Here is a 19256-nt window from a genome sequence, read left to right as displayed (position 1 = left end):
AGCGTATATATCTCTATATTTTCTGATTATCAAACATAAAAAAAGCCGCATAATTTGCGGCTTTTTTACGTTAACTTAAAACATTAATCTTTGTGCTCAGTCATCTCATTTTGAGTATCAGTCGATTTATCATCTGACTGATCTGACTCAACTTCAGCTGTTTTAGTGACTGTAGTGTAAAACTTATCGCCTTTATCAGCCATTGCAACCAGTGATTCACAGGGTGCAAAAATGGCATTGCTGTTAGCCAGTGTAGACATATCAGAGCTTATTTTACTCGCACCTAATTTGTCCATGTAGCTAAACGGGCCACCTAAGAACGGTGGGAAACCAATACCAAAAATAGCACCAATATCACCATCACGCGGGCCTGCGATAATACCATCATCTAAACAACGAGCCGCTTCATTAAGCATTTGTGAAACACAGCGCTTAGCAATCTCGTTTTTATTTAAACGTGGGGCTGGGGTTACACCTAGTAGCTCATAGACTGACTCATCGACCTTTTTGCCTTTCTTGTCGTATTCATAAAAACCGCGCCCTGTTTTACGACCAAGACGTTTTGAATCAATCATGCGCGAGAAAGCATCAGGCCCTTTAAAGCGCTCACCCAATTCTTTTTCAAGAATTGGCGCAATTTTAGATCCAATATCAATACCCACTTCGTCCAGCAGTGCCAACGGTCCAACAGGAAAACCAAACTCGACTAAAGCCGCATCTATTTTTTCAATCGGCTCACCAGCAAGCATTAAGTTAGCCGCTTCATTAAGGTATGGCGCTAAAATACGGTTTACATAAAAACCAGCCATATCTTTTACTACAATTGGCGTTTTACCTTGCTTACGTGCAAAGTTAACTACACGAGCAATGGTTTCTTGTGACGTGCCTTCGTGAGGAATGATCTCTACCAGTGGCATTTTCTCTACTGGCGAGAAATAATGTAAACCAATTACATTTTCAGGGCGTTCTGCTTTTGCTGCAATTTGCGAAATAGGTAATGACGAAGTATTACTTGCAAAAATAGTATTCGCTTGGCATTGCTGCTCAACATCAGCAACCATACCTTGCTTAAGCTCTAAATCTTCAAATACCGCTTCTATCACTAAATCTATGTGCTTAAAGCCGCTGTAATCCGTAGTGCCAGTAATGCGGTTCATGGTTAACTGCATATCGGCTTTTGACATAATGCGGCGCTTAAGGCGTTTATCTAAGATTTTGTATGTGTAGTTCATGGCATTACTTATGCCCTGCTCTGCCACATCTTTAATACGTACCGGCAATTTAGCCTTAACCGCACTTACATGAGCAATACCTGCGCCCATTAATCCGCCACCTAACACAGCAGTTTTACTAATCGCAGGAGCGTCATCGTTGCGCCATTCTTTTTTCATTTCAGTGGTTGCAAAGAAAATACCGCGCAGCGCCTTAGACTCATCACTCATCACTAAAGTGGCAAAGCCTTCTGCTTCGGTTTTATACGCTTTCATTTCATCAAGCTCTACGCTTGCACGAACCGCTTTAATAATCGCAAGCGGCGCTGGGTAATGACCACCGGTTTTTTTAAGTACGTTTTCTTTAGCTTTTTTAAAGATAAAGTTACGACCAAACGGGTTTGATTCTAATAACTTGCTGATCTTATCAAGTTTAGGCTCTTTAGCTTGTGGCTTTTTCTTCGCCGCAAACTCTTTGGCCACTTTTAGCAGTACGCTTTGTGGAACACAATCATCCAATACACCGGCTTTTTTAGCTTGTTTTGGACGAATTTGCTTACCAGTTAGCATCCACTCAAGGGCTTTTTGAATACCCACGATTTTAGTTAAGCGTTGTGTACCACCACCGCCAGGCAATAAACCTAGTTGTACTTCTGGTAAACCAATTTTAGTTAAATCGCTATCAGTACCAACGCGATAATCACATGCTAAAGCAAATTCTAAACCGCCACCAAGCGCTGCGCCATGTATAGCACTAACGGTGGTGTACGGAAGCTTTTTCAAATCAAAAAATGCTTGATGGCATAACTCGCTAATAGCTAATGCATCTTCACGCTTTTGCACGCTGTCTAGCATTTTAACATCGGCACCAGCAATAAAGTTATCGCTTTTACCACTAATAAATACCATACCTTTAACTGCGTGCTCTTTAGCTTGTGCTAATAATGCTTTTAAATCATCAGCAAAGCTGTCACGCAGGGTATTCATTTTTTCACCCGGCACATCAATGGTTACCACGGCTATTTTGTTATCATCAACCGTTAAATTAAATACTGAATCTGTCATTACGCACTCTCCAATACAAAGGCTGCACCTAAACCACCCGCAGCACAGGCAGTCGTTAACGCTAAACCACCGCCACGACGCTTAAGCTCGTATAAACTTTGTGTAATTAAACGCGCGCCGGTTGCCGCAAATGGGTGACCATAAGCGAGTGAACCGCCGTTAACGTTAAACTTATCCATGTTAATTTCACCTATGGCTTTATTACGCCCTAAGTGCTCTTGTGCAAATTTATCTGAAGCAAACATTTTCATATTCGCTAAGGTTTGCGATGCAAACGCTTCATGCATTTCAATAAGGTCTAAATCAGCCAACGTAATACCCGCTCTATCAAGCGCGATTGGCGTTGAGTGAGCTGGCCCCATTAGCATGTCTTTTTCTACGCCTATGGCTGAAAACGCAAAACTGCGTACGTAGCCTAAAATTTCGTAACCCAATGCTTTTGCTTTGCTTTCGCTCATCATTAACACTGCGGCTGCGCCATCGGTTAATGGGGTTGCATTAGCGGCAGTCACAGAGCCGTGCTGACGGTCAAATACCGGTTTGAGCTTAGCGTAACCTTCAACCGTTGAGTTTTTACGAATATTGTTGTCTTCTTCAATAAAGCTTTTATAAGGCGGTAAGTGCGCCGTCATTACTTCATCTTTTAACTTGCCATCGGCCCAAGCTTGAGTTGCTAATGAGTGAGAACGATGTGCTAAAGCATCTTGATCTTCACGGCTAATATTATGGGTTTTAGCCATTTGCTCAGCTGTTTGTCCCATTGATAAACCCGTTGAGTACTCAGCAACTGCTGGCGGTACTGGTAATAAATCTTTTAAACGTAGTTTTGAGAATATTTTTAAACGCTGACCAAGCGTACGGGCTTTGTTTAAATCGACTAAACTGCCGGCTAATTTTTTACTTACACCAATTGGCAATACAGACGATGAATCGGCACCACCAGCAATACCCACGTTTACAGAGCCTGCCATAATAGATTCGGCAACATTTGCAATTGCTTGAAAGCTAGTTGCACACGCACGTGACACTGAATATGCATCAACGCCAACTGGCATACCTGTACCTAATACAATTTCACGTGCAATATTTGGCGCTTCTGGCATTTGTACTACTTGACCAAAAACCAGTTGATCGATTTCTGACTTGTCGAAATTTAATCGCTCAAGCATTTCATTAACTACTAGCTTACCCATATCCAATGCTGGTACATGGTGAAACGCAGTTGCTTGCTTAGCAAAAGGAGTACGTAGGCCGCTTACAATGGCAATACGGTCGCCTTTTGGTGTTTTAAGTATGTTTTGCTCAGACATTTATTATTCTCTCCCGCTGACAGGTCAGACCTGTATGTTTTCCTCGATTCTAAACAACCCGTGTGATAAAGCCAATAGATAAACGTAAATTAATCATAAAGCGCCATTGTAAATCACTACATACATTGTGTAAGGGTAATACAATAGGCTTTTTTAGCAGGTTTTACAAAGTTTTGTGTTAGGCTAAAAAGCGTTAAAAAATAACGAACTATTTTCAAAAAATCAGTCTAACTCTTGAGTTATCCACTTATAAACCTTATAACTAGCTCAGTATTTGTTACCTAATCACTTTAGGTATTATTTAAGCTGACGAGGACAGTCCACTTATTATGGCAGCTAACGCATTTTCACAATTAAAAACGTACTTAGATACACAAATCATTGGCCAGCCAGCGCTTACTCAAGCACTTTTAATTGCTATATTAGCCGATGGCCACTTACTTGTTGAAGGCCCTCCAGGGCTTGCAAAAACTCGCGCAGTAAATGCGCTTGCAAAAGGTATTGAAGGATCGTTTCAGCGTGTTCAATTTACCCCAGACTTATTACCTGCCGATGTAACCGGCACTGATATTTATCGTCAACAAACCAGTGAATTTGTGTTTGAAAAAGGCCCTTTATTTCATAATCTCATATTAGCGGATGAAATAAACCGAGCACCAGCAAAAGTACAATCAGCTTTATTAGAAGCAATGGCCGAGCGCCAAGTTACTGTGGGCAAAAATACGTACCCACTTAGTGACCTGTTTTTAGTGATGGCAACACAAAATCCGCTTGAGCAAGAAGGGACCTACCCACTACCTGAAGCGCAATTAGACCGTTTTTTATTACATTTAAGTATTAATTACCCAGGTGCAGAGCACGAGCTTGATATTTTACGCCTAACCCGTGGTGAAGCACTTAATGATGAAGCCCCAGTGCTTGAGCAAATTTCGCAAGCAGAGCTGTTTGCCGCTAGAAAAGCGATTTTAGGTCTGTATTTAGCAGAGCCACTAGAGCAATACTTAGTTCAGTTGATTATTGCTACTCGAGAAGGCGCAAACTTAGATGAGCAACTTGGCCGCTGGATTGAATACGGCGCCAGCCCACGTGCCACGATTGCTTTGGATAAATGTGCCCGCGCTCATGCGTGGTTAAGTGGTCGTGATTTTGTATCGCCTGACGATATTCAAGCTGTGGTACATAATGTATTACGCCATCGTATTATTTTAAGTTACGAAGCACAGGCCGATGGTATTACAAAAGATCAGGTTATTAGCCGTATTGTTGAACTAGTTGCTGTACCTTAAGTTATGCAAACATACTTTGATTCTCAGGCATGGCTTAAATTAAGTCATAGCCATGGTGTTAATTTATCGCTTAAAGAGCTGATGTATTATAAAGCAAAAGCGCAACTGCTTGAGCTGGCACCTAAAGTTAGAATAAAAAATACCTTAGCGGGGCAATATCTAGCGCCGCATAAAGGCCGTGGCATGGAGTTTGCCGAAGTGCGCCATTACCAACACGGTGATGACATACGCTCTATTGATTGGCGGGTCACGGCTCGTACCGGTGAAACCCACACCAAACTTTTTCAAGAAGAAAAAGAACGCCCGGTATTTGTATTTACTGACTTTTCAAACTCCATGTTATTTGGCTCTCAATTATTATTAAAGTCGGTGCAAGCTGCACATATTAGTGCCTTGGTTGCGTGGTCTGCTTGCCAACGTGGCGATAGAATTGGCGGTGTTGTGTTTAATCAGCACTCGCATTTAGAGCTTAAACCTAGTGCCCGTGAAAAGGCCGTGTTAAAGCTGTGTCATAATTTATGCGACGCCCATCAGCAGGCACTTGAAAATATTGATAAACCTGCCAGTAATAACTTTAGTGACAACCTTAAGCGTTTAAATCACTTAGCTAAACCCGGTAGTTTGGTTTATATCGTATCCGATTTTAACGCCTTAGATGACGCCAGCTTTAAACAACTCGAATTACTTGCGCGGCACTGTGAGTTAATAGGCTGCCATATTAGCGACCCCTTCGAGCATAAGTTACCTGCTTTCCAACAAGCGGTTACGGTAAGTGCTAATAATCAGCAGTTTGCCCTCCCTTTGATGGATAACAGTTTTAGAGAACGATTTGCCAAAAATGCCGAGCAAGCATTTAGCGCGCGTATTAATCGTTTAACAAAATCTGGGCTTAACCTATTATCATTCGATGCAGCCACTGCGCTGGAACTGCAATTAGTGAGAAGATAAATCATGCAAACCTCTCCTCTTGATGGCCTTCACGATATTATTGCTCCCTCTCACGTTGACTGGTGGCCGTTAGCCCCTGCTTGGTGGGTAGTTATTAGCATTGCACTGTGCTTAGTGTGTGGCTTAATTATAATTATGTACAAAAACTATCAATTTAAAAAACCAAAACGTAATGCGATTAAATTAGCTAATCAACAACAATCAGCGCAGCAATTGCATATTATTTTAAAGCGTTTAGTGATCACCTATTACGATCCACGCTTAGCAGCGCAATCCACAGCTAACTGGTGTAAAACCCTAAGTCAACTTGCTGCAATTGGTTTTAATGAAGATGAAATTTCAAGCCTATATAGCACAGCACAAACACCACCGGCACTCAGTGATAAGTTTCGCCAAGCTATTAAACAATTTAAGCTAAAGGAGCCACTGCATGTTTGAATTTAGCTGGCCATGGCTGTTTTTATTACTGCCGCTTCCTTTAACGTTACTGCTATTAAAACCCGCAGCAAGTAATGCAACGACACGTTTACGCATCCCAAGTTTTGCATCGCATAATTTAAATAATCAACATGTAGAGCCCAGTGCACGTAAGTTAAACACTCTTGAATGGTTGCTATGGGCATTATTAGTAACAGCATCGGCTAACCCTACTTGGTTAGATGAGCCTATATCGCTGCCTAATGAAGGTCGCGACATTATGCTCGCTGTGGATTTATCGGGATCAATGACAGAACAAGACATGGCTTATAATGGCCAATATGTTGACCGTTTAACAATGGTTAAAGCAGTGCTTAGCGATTTTATAGAGCAGCGTCAAGGCGACAGACTTGGGTTAATATTGTTTGGTGATACCGCGTTTTTGCAAACACCTCTCACCCGTGATGTAAAAACCGTCAGCAAAATGCTTACTGAAGCACAAATAGGTTTAGTAGGACGTGCCACGGCTATTGGTGACGCTTTAGGTTTATCGGTTAAACGCTTTGCTAGTAAAAAAGAAAGTAATCGCATTGTGGTGTTACTAACAGATGGACAAAACACCGCAGGAAACCTTGACCCCGAAGATGCCCTATTACTGGCTCGTGAAGAAGGCATAAAAGTGTACACCATCGGAGTCGGCTCTGATAACCCACGTGGTTTTAGTTTATTTAATATGGGCTCTGGGGGCAGTAATTTAGATGAGAGCTTACTGAAAAATATTGCCGAGCAAACCGGAGGTCTGTACTTTAGAGCCAAAGATGTCGCTGGGCTGCAACAAATCTATGCAGAGCTTGATAAACTCGAGCCAATTAGTGCCGATGAGCAAACCTTTCGCCCGCAAACAGCCTTGTTTTATTATCCGTTATTACTGGCCATTCTATTAATAAGTGCAATGGCATTTTTAAAAACAGTGCGTGCAATGAAGGAGCCAAGCTAATGGATTTTGAGTTTATTCGCCCCGCTATTTTATGGCTGCTACTCCCTGCGCTAGGGCTGTTTTTTATTGCCATGCTTAAAAAGAAAAAAGCCCAATCGGCGCCACTCATTGCGCCACATTTAGCACAATTTGTTATGAGTGAAGCAAACAATCAAGCTCGTCAGCCGCTGTGGCTAGTTGCGTTATTTTGCAGTTTAGCCATTATATTTAGTGCAGGCCCAAGTTTTGAGGAAAAACAAGTCCCTGTATTTCAAAGCAAAAGTGCCCGCGTTATTGTAATGGATATGTCGTACTCTATGTATAGCACCGACATTGCTCCTAATCGATTAATGCAATCTCGCTTTAAAGCCCTCGATATGATTGAGTTATTTAAAGAAGGTGATACTGCATTAGTAGCCTACGCAGGCACGGCCTATACCATTTCTCCACTGACCAATGATGCAACCACCCTTGCTAATCTTATTCCTAGTTTGAGCCCTGAAATTATGCCTGATAAAGGCTCAAACGTGCTGGCAGGTTTAGACATGGCGCAAGAGCTGCTCACTCAAGCAGGCTACCTAGATGGTGATATTATTTTGATCACCGATGGTATTGAACAACAACAGCAAAGTGATATAAGTGGCTTTACTAACAGTAGCCAGTATCGACTTAATATTTACGGTATTGGCACTGAGCAAGGTGCACCAATAAAGTTACCTGAAGGCGGATTTTTAAAAGATAGTTACGGCCAAATTGTAGTGCCCACACTCAATGGTTCTTTACTTAAAGGACTAGCAAAAAATAGTGGCGGCCAGTACGCTAATTATCAACCAAGCAATAGTGATATTGCCATTTTTTCACCGCAAGCAAACAGTGAAATACTAAAAAGTGAAAAACCCAATTTAGCCTTGTGGCGAATCGATGCTGGCATTTATGGCTTGCTTATTTTACTGCCCTTAGCTCTATACTTATTTAGACGCTCTGCGTTTATTGGTGCGGTGCTATTGCTAAGCTTTATACCTCAGCAAAATGCTCATGCAGTAGAGTTACCAACACTATTTAAAAATACCGATCAGCGTGCATTAGAAGCTTACAACAACCAAGAGTATCAACAAGCAGCGCAAGCGAAGTCCAGCGCTCTCAAAGGCGCTGCATTGTATCAGCAAGGTCAGTTTGAAAGCGCTCTGAACGAATTTAGTCAAGATAAATCAGCCACTGGTTATTACAATTACGGTAATACACTGGCTAAAGCCGGACAATTAGAGGCTGCTATAAACGCTTACAAACAAGCGCAATCACTACAGTCTGATTTTACCCGAGCAGCCGATAACCAAGCGTTAGTTGAGCAGTTACTTAAGCAACAGCAAGACCAGGAAAACCAACAAGGAAATGATTCGCAAAATCAAGATGAGCAAAGTCAAGATGGTGCAGATAAATCAAAACAAGATCAGCAAAAAAATGGCGATAAAAATAACGCAGATAAAAGCGAAGATGACAGCCAAAACAGTGAAGAGCAGCAATCGAGTGAACCCTCGGAGCAATCAAAAGATCAACAAAGCCAATCTGGCGAGCAGTCAGATGAGCAAAATCAGCCTGACATGCAAGCTCAATCACAAAACCAGCAAGACGAGAACAAAGACGACGATAGTAAGCCTCAGCAAGACGAGCAACAGAGTCAACCCAATCAAATGAATGAGCAACCGCCATCTGATGAGCAAAAGCAGCAAGCACAACAACAAGCTATGCAGGCACAGGCGGCTGAACTTACTAATGAAGAAAAAGAGAAAGCACAGCAACTAAATCAGTTACTAAGAAAAGTGCCCGACGATCCCGCTATTTTATTAAGAAACAAAATGCAATTAGAAGCCCAAAAAAGACAATATCAACGCCGTCCAACAGGAGTAGAAAAATCATGGTAATGCGATTATTTTGCTGTTTATTGCTATTAACTGCCATGCCATTAATGGCCGCCACTTCATTAGAGGCAAGCGTTGATAAAAACCCGGTACTGGCGGGTGAGTTTTTTATGCTCAATATTAGCGTTGATGATTCAATCAAAGGGCAACAACCCGATACTTCAGCGCTGTTAAAGGATTTCGTAGTCGGCCCTATGAGCTTAAGTAGCCGCACCAACATTATTAACGGCAGCATTAAAAAACAAACATCGTGGTCTGTTAAGTTAATGACTCGCAAAGCCGGCGAATACACAATTCCTTCTTTTAGTGTTGCAGGGCTCAGCTCTCAACCGATAAACTTGTCGGTTAAAGAGCGAAGCAGCGATGCGGGCAAAAATGATGATATATTTTTAAAAAGCTCGCTTACAAATAACAGCTTATTTGTGCAAGAGGCTGGCGTTTACACCATTAAACTTTACTTAGCTAAAGAGCTACTTGATGGCAGCTTAAGCACACCAAGCATGGAAGATGCTCAACTCACCCAGCTAGGTAAGCAAAGTGAAGATTATGAACTGGTTAACGGTAAACGTTATTTAGTGATCACTCGTAATTATTTAATTCAGCCGCAAAAAAGTGGTGCATACACCATTGAAGCACCGGTTTTTCAAGGGCGTGTTCAACAAAACTATCGCCAACTAGAGGTGTCGGCACTTGGCGATGAACAACAGATTGAAATCAAACCCATCCCTGAGAATTATCAAGGTGATTGGTTACCCAGTGAATTAGTAAGTCTAACCGAGCAATGGCAACCAGACGATAATACCGTTGAAGCCGGCACGCCAATAACACGCACTATTATGCTTACCGCCTTAGGGGTGACTAAAGAGCAACTACCCGAAATTGATATGCCTACTATTGATGGTATTCGCAGCTACCCGGATGAAAAAGAAACTAATAATGCAGTGCGCGATGGTCGAGTGGTATCACAGCAAAGCGCCTCATTTGCGCTACTTCCACAAACCCCAGGCACCTATACATTGCCTGAAATTACCCTGCCTTGGTATAACACCAAAATGAACCGAATTAGTTACGCAACTTTACCAGAGCGCACAATTACGGTAACACCAAGCACCACAGCACCAGCAAACTCGCTGAGCCCTCCCGTTGAAAGTATTTTAAACAACACGGATGCAGAGCCAACGCAACCAGCGCTCAGCGTGCAACGCCATACTAGTACGCCTCTATGGCTTATTATTGTAGCCGTATTAGGTTACGTATTATGGATTGTGACCCTGGTTCTTTACTTTATAAAACGCTCAGCTAAAGAAGCGCAACAAACGGCGCAAGCAAATCATAGAGGCAATCAGCAAGCAGAATTAAAAACACTGCAAATACTTGCTAAAAGCCGTGATAATAAAGCATTTTACGATGCACTTAATCTATACGCGCTAACTCGAACAGATAAAAAGGTAGGAGCTCTCACCCATTTATGCGCTATGATAAACAACTCGCAGTTCACTGCGCAGGTAAATAATTTACAAGCACAGTTGTACGGTAACCAATCGGCCAGCACTGATTTAGAAGCGATTGTTAGTTTATTAAAAAAACATCAATCGCACACAGCTAAGTCATCATCTGCGTTAAAAGAGCTATATTCTTAATAAGAATCTTAGTTACTTTTTTGGCCTATAATAATTTTAATTAAAAAGTACTTATGTTTGGAAATAAAAAATCGAATGATCGGGTCTTAATAAATATGGCTGAAAAACAACAACGCTACGAAGCCTTGGTTCATGTTTATCACAAGGAACTCTATCGCTTTGCTTACTGGTTATGTAACGACCCGACTATTGCGGATGACTTAGTGCAAGAAACCTTTTTACGTGCATGGCGCTCGCTTGATTCGTTACTCGACCAAAAAGCAGCTAAGCCATGGTTGCTGACCATTTTAAGGCGTGAGAATGCCAGACGCTTTGAGCGCAAGCAATTTGATTACAGTGATGTAGATAACGACACACTAGTGGATCAAACCAGCCATAGCTTAGATACAGCAATGGAACAAACCGTTATCCAGCGACAAATTTCTTTATTGGCTGATGAATACAAAGAGCCGCTGTTGCTACAGGTGGTAATGGGCTGCACCGGAGATGAAATTGCAGACATTCTTAACTTAAATAAAAATACGGTCATGACACGTTTATTTCGAGCAAAAAATCAACTTAAAGAGGCATTAAGCCGTGATGATGAACAACTTAAAGGAGCATCAAAATAATGGATGAACTTGAGTTTCGTCGCCGCACAATTGCGCAGCCAAATGAGCTGGACAAAGAGCTACAGGAATTTGCAAACAGCAGTGCCGACAGACAACAATTTTTGAATGAAAGCAAAGCATTCGATAAACAACTCGACAATGCGCTTGAAATCCCTGTGCCTGACAATCTTGCTGAACGAATTATTTTAAATACCTCGTTAAAAGAAAAAGCCAGAACAGATGAACTTGAGCAAAAGGATAACGTGGTTAGTGCACGCTCATGGTTTAAGTTTGACCGAGTACATTTGGCCTTAGCGGCTTCATTTGTGATTGCAGTCAGTGCGTTTATGTTTAGCGAAGAGCAAAGCATTAATCAAACGGCTGGTGAGCATGCACTAGCTCATGTTTACCATGAAATTTATGCATTAAATAAGACTCAACCAATTAGCATACAAGCTGTTAATGAAAAGCTGGCTTTACTTGGCGGTCAAATTAGTGATTTGCCTGGTAAAGTCACTTACGTTACCTTTTGCGATTTTCAAGGTGAGAGAGGCTTACATTTAGTGTTTGAGTCTGACTTTGGGCCTATGACCGTGTTTATTGTGCCAAGCGATAACCAAATTTTTGAAATTGGCTCTGATGATTTTAATGACTCTCGCTATGCTGGCCATATAAATCGTGGCAAACAGGCCGATACCGTGCTAATTGCAAGCCTTGGCTCACCAGTTGATATGTATAATGAACGTATTGCAGGTGCTATTCGCTGGCTTTAAGCCATTATAGAAACAATAAAAAACCGCAACGAGTGAAGTGACCCCATAAAGTTGGACTCATTTCTAAGCGGCTGCCAAGGCCTGATTTCGATACTGTATCGGACTCAGGCCTTTTAGTTTCAGTTTAATACGCTCATTGTTGTAATAGTGGATATATTCTTTAATGTTTTCAATAAGATCATTCACGTCTTTAAACGTTTCGTTGTGGTACATCTCACTCTTCAATATGCCGAAGAAGTTCTCAGCAACCGCATTATCTAAACAATTTCCTTTTCTAGACATACTTTGTTGCAATCCTTTTTCCTTAAGGTGATTTTGATATTGTTTGTTTTGATATTGCCACCCTTGATCTGAGTGTACAACTGGCTTTTCATTTGGCTTCAACCTAGCAGTTGCTGTTTTAAGCATGTCAGTTACCAAAGGGAGTGCAACGGATTTTCTGACTTCGTAACTGATTACCTCTTGGTTGAATAGGTCAATCATAGGTGATAGATATACCTTCTCATTATCCACTTTAAACTCCGTCACATCCGTCACCCATTTTTGATTTGGCTTCTGCGCAGTAAACTCGCGGTTAAGCGTATTTTCTGCGATTTTACCCACTTCACCTTTATAGGATTTATAGCGCTTAGGCCTTACTTTTGACTTGAGTCCTAACTCATTCATCAACCGTTGAACGCGCTTATGATTAACAAGTACTCCCATTGCTCTCAGGGCACTCGTAATTCTGCGATAGCCATATCGCCCTTTATGCGCGTGATAAATATCACGTATTTTTACCAGTAAATCATTGCTTGCACAGGGTTGCTTACAAGTAGTGCGATGATAATAGTAAACACTCTTTGGCAGCCCTGTAGCCTTTAAAAGGTGTCGTAAGCTATGCTTTGCCTTGAACTCTTCGACGACTATCGTTTTGTCTTTGCTTTTTTCTTTCTGGCTTGAGCCAAGGCTTCTAACTTTTTTAGCACATCATTCTCAGCTCGTAAGTATGCTAGTTCTTCTCGTAACTCCTCCTCAGTCATTTGCTCTACTAGTTTTGATGAAGAAGAATTATTTGTCATGAATGGCTTACCTTTTCTCTGTGGTTTAAGACGTGATATACCATCACGAGCATAAAGCTTTTGCCATTGAAAAAGAATGCCTGGGGACGATAAATCGAAGAAAGCACTGGTATAACCGAGTGACCAACTGTTTGCTGTCATCGTTTTTAACACTTCAGCCTTAAATGCTAGAGAATAAGGTTTGTGAACAGACCTGAAGCTTTCAGCGCCATGAATTCGATAAATAGCGGTCCAATATCGGACCTGCCTGTCTGTAACATTAAATCTGTTACTTACCGCCGAAGAGCTTTCAGACAAAGCGAGTTCAGCTATTTTGAGCTTGAAAGCTCGGTGATGTTTGGACATAAAAAGACCCCCAGTAATTGGAATGTCCAACTATTGGGGGTCACTTCAGAGTGTGCGGTTTTTTTATTATTTAAAAGCCAAAGCTTCTTACTGATTACTTACAAACATCAGCAACTGCGTTAGCAAAGTAGTTGATATTTGCTTGGCTAATACCTGCTACGTTAACACGGCTAGAACCGACAATGTAAATACCGTATTCTTTTTGTAGGCGCTCGATTTGCTCTTTATTAATACCTAAGAAAGAGAACATACCGTGTTGGCGGTCAATAAACGAGAAGTCCTGAGCAATATCTTTTGCTGCCAGGCTGTCTTTAATTAAACTACGTAAACCATTAATACGGTTACGCATTTCATCAAGTTCACTGTGCCATAGCTGCGTTAATTCTGTGCTGCTTAAAATAGTGTTTACAATGTCTGCACCGTGCGCTGGCGGCATAGAATAAATGCTACGTACCACACTTAATAACACCGAGTTTGAAATATCAGCTGTTGCACTGTCTTTTGCAATGATTGAACAGGCACCAATACGCTCACGGTATAAGCCGAAGTTTTTAGAACATGATGAACAAATGATCAACTCTTCAACCGCATTGGCTAAAATACGTAAACCATTCGCATCTTCTTCTAAAGAAGAGCCAAAACCTTGATATGCAATATCAATTAATGGCGTAAAACCCACATCTTTTGCAAGTTCAGCAATAGTATTCCATTGTGTTTCGTTTAAATCCATACCACTTGGGTTGTGACAACATGCATGTAATAACACCACATCGCCCTTAGGCACCTGTGTTAGTGTTTCAACCATTTCATCAAACAATAAATCTTTGTTTTCGTAATCGTAGTATGGGTATTCTTTTACCGTTAAGCCTGCAGCTTCAAATAAGCTAATGTGGTTTGCCCACGTTGGGTTGGTTACCCATACAGTTGCATCTGGATTACAACGTACAATGAATTCTGCAGCAACACGAAGTGCACCAGTACCGCCAGGAGCTTGTGCTGTGCGTACGCGGTTAGCTAATAATGCAGGGTGTTCACCTAGTAGAAGATTTTCCATTTGTTGACAGTAATCTAAATTACCAGCAAGACCAATGTAAGATTTGCTCATTTCATTTTCTAAACGAAATGCTTCTGCTTTTTTTACTGACTTTAATACTGGGGTATTCCCCTGCTCGTCTTTATATACACCAACCCCTAAGTCAATCTTATTTGGGTTAGTATCTTGCTTGTAGGCCGCCATAAGGCCAAGAATAGGGTCTGTTGGTAATGGTTTTAATACTGAGAACATTGGCTATCTCTTCGTTATTTAGGGGTTAGCTGTTGCGATAAGCTTAACATAAAAACTCACTAGATTGACTAGTGTTATTTACACTAAAAAGTGAGGAATTTTAATGCAGCACGCAATTAATAACGCGAGCGTCGCTTTATCAAAAAAATCAGTGCTGAAGGCTTCACCATCAACAATACCTATACACTGATGTTGTGCATTAAATAGCGGTAAACAGGCTTCTGCTTTTACTTTCGGATCACAGGTGTAATATTCACCGCCTGCTGCCAAATATTGCTCAACGTTATTAATAACGCGCCCTTTACCACTAAGCGCTACTTGAACGTTATTGCTGGCAGTCGCAAATTCAGCAGTAAGCGGAAATAAAGGACGACTCGGCGCACCAAAATAAGCCAGCTTTAATAACTGCTCCCCTTCATTGGTGTGGGTATTCTGATAAATGCCGTACCAATCAAGCTTTGTGTTTTCAATGACGTAGTCAACAATCAATTGAAGTTGCGCTAATTTTTCAGTTGTTTGCGTACTTTGGCTGACATAATCGCTTAGTTTAAACGGCTCATCCTGTAGGTAACCAAATAAACTACATGCCCCACCTTCACCTAGCTCAGGAATTTGATATTCCCAACGCACGGCTGGTGCAGCATTTTTATTTAGGTATTGCTCAAGCTTTTCTAGCTCAGCGTGAATTAACTGTGGCTCAACATTAAGTTGAGCATACTCTAAGTAAGAATTAACCATTTGGACGTCCATACATCTATAATGCCGAAATAGTAGCATGGATGTTTTTATAGTGCTAGCCAATTTAAAGTGCTTTTTTAAAATCTTTAAACACTTTTATTCATAGATATAATTGCGGTATTTAAACTGGTTGCTTTATCTTTGGGGCATTAAAAGGTGTTCAGCTTAGGTGCAAAAATTACGCCTTTGCTTCACAAATTTGTTATTATTTGCCGCATTATTATATTCAATCTTAAGTAGGTTAATTATGAGTGATAGTCACTTAGTGTATTCAACAGCAACAGGGCGAATTGATCAGCCAAAGCCAGAAAAAGAACTGGATGTAAAACTATTTAAAGACGGGTCAATTCGCATAGAACGTCAAACCAAAGGCCGAAAAGGTAAAGGTGTAATGCTGGTTGTTGGTCTTGATCCACAACAGCATGATTTGAAAAAGTTAGCAAAAACAATAAAAAGTAAGATGGGCCAAGGGGGCGCAGTAAAAGAAGGTGTTATTGAAGTACAAGGTGATGATCGCGACAAATTAAAAGCGATTTTAGAAGGATTAAAATTTAAAGTAAAAATTGCGGGTGGTTAACCCGCAATTCTTGCTTATTTAATAATTTTTAGCGCTGCTAATTGATCAAATAATGCGGGAATATCATCCTCAGCCACTGGCTTACTAAAATAATAGCCTTGAACAATAAAACAATTATTGTTTTGTAAAAACTCAACTTGCTCGATTGTTTCGACCCCTTCGGCAACTACATCAAGCTTCAGCTTTTGTGCCATAGCAATAATGGCCGCAGTGATCTCCATGTCGTTATCATCCTCAGGTATATCTTTGACAAACGAGCGATCAATTTTAAGAATATCGACAGGGAAACGCTTAAGGTAACTAAGTGAAGAATAACCCGTACCAAAATCATCAATAGAAATTGAGATACCCAACTTTTTAAGTTGATGTAACTGCTCAATAGCCGCTTCAACATTCCCCATCAGCATGCTTTCGGTTAATTCAAGATGCAGACTTTTAGCATTAATCTGCGTCTCTATAATTATTTTTTTCAGCATAGGCACTAAGCTTGCGTCTTTAAACTGTCTTGCTGACAGATTGATCGACATATTACTTGCTCTACCTTGTTGTTCTAGTCGCTTCGTAAACTCACACGCTTGTTGTAGCACCCATTTACCGAGCTCCACAATTAAACCCGTTGCCTCAGCTATCGGAATAAACTTAGTCGGAGGAATAAACCCTTGCGTAGGATGGAACCAACGAAGTAATGCTTCATACCCCACCACGCTATTATCGCGACAATCAACTTGTGGCTGATAATGTAACGTGAGTTGCTTTTCTTTAATCGCATGACGCAACTCATTTTCTAGGAATAATCGTTCATTAGCTGCTGCATTTAAATCTTGGCTATAAAAATGGAAGGTATTACGCCCTTTGGCTTTTGCTTCATACATAGCTAAATCGGCATGCTTTAATAACTGATCTTCTTCTAGGCTATCAAAAGGCGCTAAGGTAATACCAATACTTGCACTAACAATCACTTCATTGCTGCCAAGTTTTATCGGCTGATTTAAGGTTTTTTGTATAGTGTCAGCGACTTCAGATGCTTCTTTTTGATGTTCAATACCACTAAGTAGAACAGCAAATTCATCCCCCCCTAAACGGGCTATGGTATCTTCCGCTCGTAAGCGCTGTTTTAAGCGTGTTGCCACTTCAACCAATAGCTGATCGCCCGCATCATGGCCTAAGGTATCGTTAATACGCTTAAACTCATCCAGATCAAAATAAAATAAAGCAAACGAGTAACGCCCTCTTTCAGCAAGCGCCATCGACTTTCTAAGTTGCATTCTAAAGAATGTACGATTAGCCAGCCCAGTTAGTGTGTCAAAATAAGCGAGCTGTTCCATTTTTCGCTGACTTTCTTTCACAAACGAAATATCTTGTGCTGATGCCACGTAACTAGTGATTTTACCACCATCTTCTCGAATAGGTGACACACTGAGCGATACCCATATTGGCGGCTTATTTAGCGCTTCTATAAGCGTATCTCCTCGCCAGTAATTACGATTACGCAAATCAATGTCAATATCCTCTACCAACATGGTCATCTCATTGGCAATAATTGTCAGTAATGGCTGGCGCAAGAAATCATTCTCGACAAAATCAGTCATCTCCAACATTTTTGGATTAACGTATTCAATGACAAAATTTTCATCGGTGATCACCACGCCCGTACCCGAGAACGCAACCGCTTTAGATAAGCGGTTTGCTGCTTTCTCCGCGATTTCTTTCTCTATTATACGCTGATTTAAGCCATCAATGAGTTTACGTATTTCAATGGTCATGTCTTTGAATGAGCCATTAAGCGTGCCAATTTCATCTTTGTTTTCTTTTGGAAACTCAATTTCTAGATGACCTTTACCGAAGTTAGTAACTGCATAAACCAACGAATGTAAGCGTCTTAATACCAATTGGTAAAGTGCTTGGTGTAATAGTAAAGCAACTAAAATGGCATACAGAATAAATAAACCAAAAAACTTAAGTTTTAAATCTTTCAATGCCGATAACGTTGAGGAACGTTTTTGATATACACCCACATACCAGTTTACGCCTTCCACTTTGTGAATATTGATAATATAGTCTTCATCATTTAGTGAAAATGAATCGGCATATTCTGGTAACTGTATTTGTCCAGCGCTATCAATTACGCGCTTTAGTTCTGGGGAAATAAAGTCTTCTGGTAGCAGCTTTTTACCTGTCTCACCGTATTTTGTATAACTATCAGAACCTAAGTTTGGGTGCGCTAATAATTGCCCTTGCTCATCAAATACTACAAGGTGTTTTTCTTTTCCGCCTACGGGTAATTGCGATATTAAGGAGTCGAGTGACATATCGCTGCCTGTAACGCCTAAAAACTCATCATCGTTATAAATAGGGACAATTAAACTCACAACCCATTTGTTCCATACGTTATCGTAGTAAACCCTAGACCACTGCGGATCACGTTGTGGATTGGTTAACGACTTAGCGTAATTAAAGCTTTCACTTTGATTAAACGTATAATCTCCGGGAACATTAAGTGCCCAGTTTGGTGGTGCAACACGAATAAAGTTATCTTCAGTTATAAGGTAAAAATTATAGAAATCTTGAATTAACGTAGGTGAAATAACTTTCCAAAGCGATTCAGAATCAGCAATTAGCTGTTTATAAAAAGGAGAGTATGCAGCTTGGGGAATAAACGCGGCTGATAGTCCATCCGCTGATGCACTGCGCACTGAGCCATCATTGGTGAGCTGCATTGTCTGTGTAGTATTATTTTTAAAAGACAGTTGGCCCTCAAATAGCTGCTCGCTAACAACAATATTAGCTTGCTCTGCTATTTTAACTTTGGTCGCTATCAAGTTGTTAAACTGGTTTATTAATAATTCATTTGATTGCTTTAATACCTCATGCTCTTCAAAAACAAGCTGTTTTTCTTCTGACTTGAGCATTAATGCAGCCGCGCAAATACCTGCCACTAAACAGATGCCAGAGATCAACAATGATAACTTTACACTGAGTGAGTTTATGCCAAATCGAGATGGAGGGCGTCGATACACAAAAAGCCAACCTTATTTATAATTATTATTTTCGTAAGTAATAGAAATATACCAGAACTTAAATCAGAATTATAAATTATTTATAAACTTTTAAAAAACAA

At 40.7% G+C, this 19256-nt stretch carries 16 protein-coding genes; 9 read left to right on the top strand and 7 right to left on the bottom strand.

The window, feature by feature from the left end; genetic code table 11:
• Window positions 1-83: 83 nt before the first annotated feature.
• Both fadJ and fadI read right to left on the bottom strand, forming a co-directional pair.
• Window positions 84-2276 (bottom strand): fatty acid oxidation complex subunit alpha FadJ, encoded by a 2193-nt coding sequence (gene fadJ, locus AC0VZ5_RS05105; protein WP_464709350.1) that lies wholly within the window; start codon window positions 2274-2276, stop codon window positions 84-86.
• Complete coding sequence (gene fadI / locus AC0VZ5_RS05100; RefSeq protein WP_010391348.1) at window positions 2276-3586, bottom strand: acetyl-CoA C-acyltransferase FadI; 1311 nt, start codon at window positions 3584-3586, stop codon at window positions 2276-2278. Before fadI ends, fadJ begins: the two co-directional genes overlap by 1 nt.
• 329 nt (window positions 3587-3915) lie before the next feature.
• Between fadI and AC0VZ5_RS05095 the strand changes: the two genes are divergently transcribed.
• From AC0VZ5_RS05095 to AC0VZ5_RS05060, 8 genes are read left to right on the top strand one after another with little or no spacing between them, the layout of a single operon-like run.
• A complete protein-coding gene (locus AC0VZ5_RS05095; protein ID WP_076918973.1) occupies window positions 3916-4872 on the top strand; it encodes an AAA family ATPase in 957 nt (318 codons plus the stop codon).
• 3 nt (window positions 4873-4875) lie between these two features.
• On the top strand, window positions 4876-5820 hold the full coding sequence (locus AC0VZ5_RS05090; RefSeq protein ID WP_138606267.1) for a DUF58 domain-containing protein: 945 nt from the start codon (window positions 4876-4878) through the stop codon (window positions 5818-5820).
• 3 nt (window positions 5821-5823) lie between these two features.
• Window positions 5824-6258 carry a DUF4381 domain-containing protein gene (locus tag AC0VZ5_RS05085; protein WP_010391338.1) on the top strand — a complete coding sequence of 145 codons (435 nt, stop codon included), beginning with the start codon at window positions 5824-5826 and terminating at the stop codon, window positions 6256-6258.
• Window positions 6251-7234, top strand: coding sequence for a vWA domain-containing protein (locus AC0VZ5_RS05080; protein WP_475474501.1), 984 nt, complete (start codon window positions 6251-6253; stop codon window positions 7232-7234). The genes AC0VZ5_RS05085 and AC0VZ5_RS05080 overlap by 8 nt, the downstream gene beginning before the upstream one ends.
• Window positions 7234-9132 carry a vWA domain-containing protein gene (locus AC0VZ5_RS05075; protein ID WP_475474500.1) on the top strand — a complete coding sequence of 633 codons (1899 nt, stop codon included), beginning with the start codon at window positions 7234-7236 and terminating at the stop codon, window positions 9130-9132. The genes AC0VZ5_RS05080 and AC0VZ5_RS05075 overlap by 1 nt, the downstream gene beginning before the upstream one ends.
• Complete coding sequence (locus tag AC0VZ5_RS05070; RefSeq protein ID WP_475474499.1) at window positions 9126-10769, top strand: BatD family protein; 1644 nt, start codon at window positions 9126-9128, stop codon at window positions 10767-10769. The genes AC0VZ5_RS05075 and AC0VZ5_RS05070 overlap by 7 nt, the downstream gene beginning before the upstream one ends.
• A 53-nt stretch (window positions 10770-10822) precedes the next feature.
• On the top strand, window positions 10823-11380 hold the full coding sequence (locus AC0VZ5_RS05065) for a sigma-70 family RNA polymerase sigma factor (protein WP_036933611.1): 558 nt from the start codon (window positions 10823-10825) through the stop codon (window positions 11378-11380).
• The gene (locus AC0VZ5_RS05060; RefSeq protein ID WP_475474498.1) at window positions 11380-12132 is read left to right on the top strand and encodes a DUF3379 family protein; all 753 of its coding nucleotides are present in this window, start codon (window positions 11380-11382) and stop codon (window positions 12130-12132) included. Before AC0VZ5_RS05065 ends, AC0VZ5_RS05060 begins: the two co-directional genes overlap by 1 nt.
• A 63-nt stretch (window positions 12133-12195) precedes the next feature.
• Here the strand turns inward: AC0VZ5_RS05060 and AC0VZ5_RS05055 are convergent, their stop codons facing one another.
• The 4 genes from AC0VZ5_RS05055 to AC0VZ5_RS05040 all read right to left on the bottom strand — a co-directional run bounded on the left by AC0VZ5_RS05055 (window position 12196) and on the right by AC0VZ5_RS05040 (window position 15561).
• Window positions 12196-13041, bottom strand: a complete 846-nt coding sequence (locus tag AC0VZ5_RS05055; RefSeq protein WP_409425534.1) for an IS3 family transposase — start codon at window positions 13039-13041, stop codon at window positions 12196-12198.
• Window positions 13038-13538: a transposase gene (locus AC0VZ5_RS05050; RefSeq protein WP_409423191.1), complete on the bottom strand. Its 501-nt coding sequence runs from the start codon at window positions 13536-13538 to the stop codon at window positions 13038-13040. Before AC0VZ5_RS05050 ends, AC0VZ5_RS05055 begins: the two co-directional genes overlap by 4 nt.
• 94 nt (window positions 13539-13632) lie before the next feature.
• Entirely contained in the window at window positions 13633-14823 is a 1191-nt protein-coding gene (locus tag AC0VZ5_RS05045; RefSeq protein ID WP_138606275.1) for an amino acid aminotransferase, read from the bottom strand.
• A 78-nt stretch (window positions 14824-14901) separates the two neighbouring features.
• Window positions 14902-15561: a GAF domain-containing protein gene (locus tag AC0VZ5_RS05040; RefSeq protein ID WP_138606277.1), complete on the bottom strand. Its 660-nt coding sequence runs from the start codon at window positions 15559-15561 to the stop codon at window positions 14902-14904.
• A 247-nt stretch (window positions 15562-15808) separates the two neighbouring features.
• On the opposite strand from AC0VZ5_RS05040, the gene AC0VZ5_RS05035 reads away from it, so the two are divergent.
• Complete coding sequence (locus tag AC0VZ5_RS05035; RefSeq protein WP_008114484.1) at window positions 15809-16138, top strand: SUI1 family translation initiation factor; 330 nt, start codon at window positions 15809-15811, stop codon at window positions 16136-16138.
• A gap of 14 nt (window positions 16139-16152) precedes the next feature.
• Here the strand turns inward: AC0VZ5_RS05035 and AC0VZ5_RS05030 are convergent, their stop codons facing one another.
• A complete protein-coding gene (locus tag AC0VZ5_RS05030) occupies window positions 16153-19155 on the bottom strand; it encodes a bifunctional diguanylate cyclase/phosphodiesterase (protein ID WP_178955548.1) in 3003 nt (1000 codons plus the stop codon).
• Between the last annotated feature and the right edge of the window lie 101 nt (window positions 19156-19256).

Source organism: Pseudoalteromonas sp. QJM3NY_12 (assembly GCF_056173165.1).
The sequence above is the reverse complement of the archived record's forward strand: the minus strand, read 5'-3'. Positions and strand labels throughout refer to the sequence as shown.